The sequence below is a fragment of the Vicinamibacteria bacterium genome, assembly GCA_035620555.1.
Lineage (GTDB): Bacteria > Acidobacteriota > Vicinamibacteria > Marinacidobacterales > SMYC01 > DASPGQ01.
Genome location: DASPGQ010000235.1, coordinates 1 through 2,172, shown reverse-complemented (window position 1 = coordinate 2,172; position 2,172 = coordinate 1). Strand labels below are relative to the sequence as shown.

2 protein-coding genes are annotated in these 2,172 nt (G+C 64.3%); one reads left to right on the top strand and one right to left on the bottom strand.

The features are described from left to right. Nucleotides 1-1,281: hypothetical protein (locus VEK15_09935; GenBank protein HXV61001.1), on the top strand; the 1,281-nt coding region annotated here is incomplete at its 5' end. 420 nt (nucleotides 1,282-1,701) lie between these two features. Here VEK15_09935 and VEK15_09930 read toward each other — a convergent pair. Then, nucleotides 1,702-2,118 (bottom strand): DUF4019 domain-containing protein, encoded by a 417-nt coding sequence (locus VEK15_09930; GenBank protein HXV61000.1) that lies wholly within the window; start codon nucleotides 2,116-2,118, stop codon nucleotides 1,702-1,704. Between the last annotated feature and the right edge of the window lie 54 nt (nucleotides 2,119-2,172).

Genomic DNA, 2,172 nt, shown 5'->3' with positions numbered 1-2,172 from the left:
GTCTTCGGACGCAACGACCAGCTCTTCCGCGTGCCGGCACGGGGGGGCGCTGCCGAGGCTCTGACGAGCGGCGGCCCGAATGACAGAAAGCGACACGAAAGGCCGGTGATCTCGACCGACGGTGCGTTCCTCTACTATCAGGCGATTAGCCCGGCCAACGACCGCACGATCGAGGCGCGCTCCATCGACCTTCGCACGGTGACGGTGAGGGAAGACGTAATCGCCTCCGACGGCTCGCACGTCGTCTGGGCGTCGCCCGAGCGAGTCGTTCTCGCAAACGACGGCGCGCTCTTCAGCGCGAGCGTTGCGAACGGCCGTGTGACGACTCCCCTCGCTCGAGTGCTGGAAGGTATCGCCCCCATGGATCCCGTGAGCCCGACGGCGGCCGCAATCTCGAAGAGCGGTTCGCTGCTGTTCCCGGGCGCAGACATCAGCCGCGGCCGACTCGTGTGGGTGTCGCAAGCTGGGGTCGAAACACCGCTCGGGTTGCCCGCGCGCGAATACAGTGAGGCGCGACTGGCTCCGGACGGGCGACTCGTGGTGTTCGGGTCTACCGACGGTCTATGGACGATCGACGTTCGCCGAGGCACTGCCAGCCGCGTGACGACGCGCGGGGCTTTCCCCGTGTGGCTTGACTCGACGCGAATCGCGTACTGGGCACGAACGGAAGTAGTGATCGAGCGTGTGGGAGCGCAGGGGACCGCCGAGACGTTGAAGGGCACCACGGCGAGGGACTACCCCGCGTCGGTCTCACCCGATGGCTCGACTCTGGCCCTCGTCCGGGTATCCGCGGAGACGCGAGGGGATGTATTCCTGGTCCCGACGGACGGCAGCGAACCGCCTCGCCCGTACCTCGCGACGCCGGACGCCTACGAAGGCGGCGCGCAGTTCTCTCCCGACGGGCGGTGGTTTGCCTTCACCTCAGACGAATCCGGGCGCCAAGAGGTTTACTTGACCTCCTATCCCGCACCCGACCGGCGATGGCAGGTGTCGGTGGACGGTGGGCTTCATCCCCTCTGGAGCAGCGACGGCGCTCACATCTTCTACCGCTCGGGGGAAAAGGTTCTGACCGTCGATGTCACCCTCGGGGACGAGCCGGTGCTGTCGCAACCGCGACTCCTTTTCGAACGGCAATACAGGTTCGGGCAGGGCCTCTCGATCCCGAACTACTCACTGAGCGATGACGGTCAGGGACTGTTGATGGTCAAGGAAGAAGCCGGCGGCCGCTCGCTCAGCTTCGTCGCGAACTGGCTCGCGAGCCTCGACGAAGCCCGCGATTGAGCCCGGCGCGTCGCTCACCGTCGGATTAGAAGTCGATCCTCGAACGGGTAGTCGATATCACGCCGTTCGTGGGGCTCGAGAACACGATGCGAACTCGACCCAATGCGGGTTGAGGCGCAACCACCCCTCCTGTCGGCATCAACGAAATCAGGACCGAGGATCTGTTGGTCGCCTCCTCTCCGTGACCTCTTGCTGGCACACATCGACCACTTCGATCTCATGGATCCCGCCGTTATCGAACGCCACCTGGTCGAGTTGTTCGGCCGGAGCCGAATCGTCTCGTTCTGACCGAGTTGGCCCGCGTCAGAAGCCTGAGACAGGCAGGGGCATTGACGAGTGCCATTCCGAGCGCGTATCTAACCAGGATCACATGCAACGAACGTAGGAAGGTTTCCCGACGCTCGTGTGGACCGCACCGATCTACTTGATGAAGTAGCCGGACACTCTCCAGGTCCCGTCGGGGTCCATCATCGGCGTGACCGTCTCGACGGCGGACTTCTTGTTTTGGAACGACGTCTCGTACTGGATGACCACGTACTTGCCATCGGGTGCGCCGGGGAGGGACTCGGCGTATTGTTTCGACTTCACCTTTCGCGAGACGAGGCCGCCGAGCGGAGCGCGGGCCGCTCGCAATTGTTGTGACCACTGGTCGGCGGTGAGGGCGTTTCGGAACAGCGCTGCGGCCTGGCTCCAGCTCTTCTCGTAATCGCTCTGATCGACGAGCGCGAGCCAGGCGTCTGCTGCTTCGACGGCGTCGCGCTCGGCATTCGCCTGGGCGAAGGCCTGCATGGCCGAGAGTAGTGCGACGCCAAGAAAGCCAACTCTTCCGATCATCATGAGGGACCTCTCTTCGATGTTACGGGACGGACTTGGGGGAGGTCCAACCGCTCC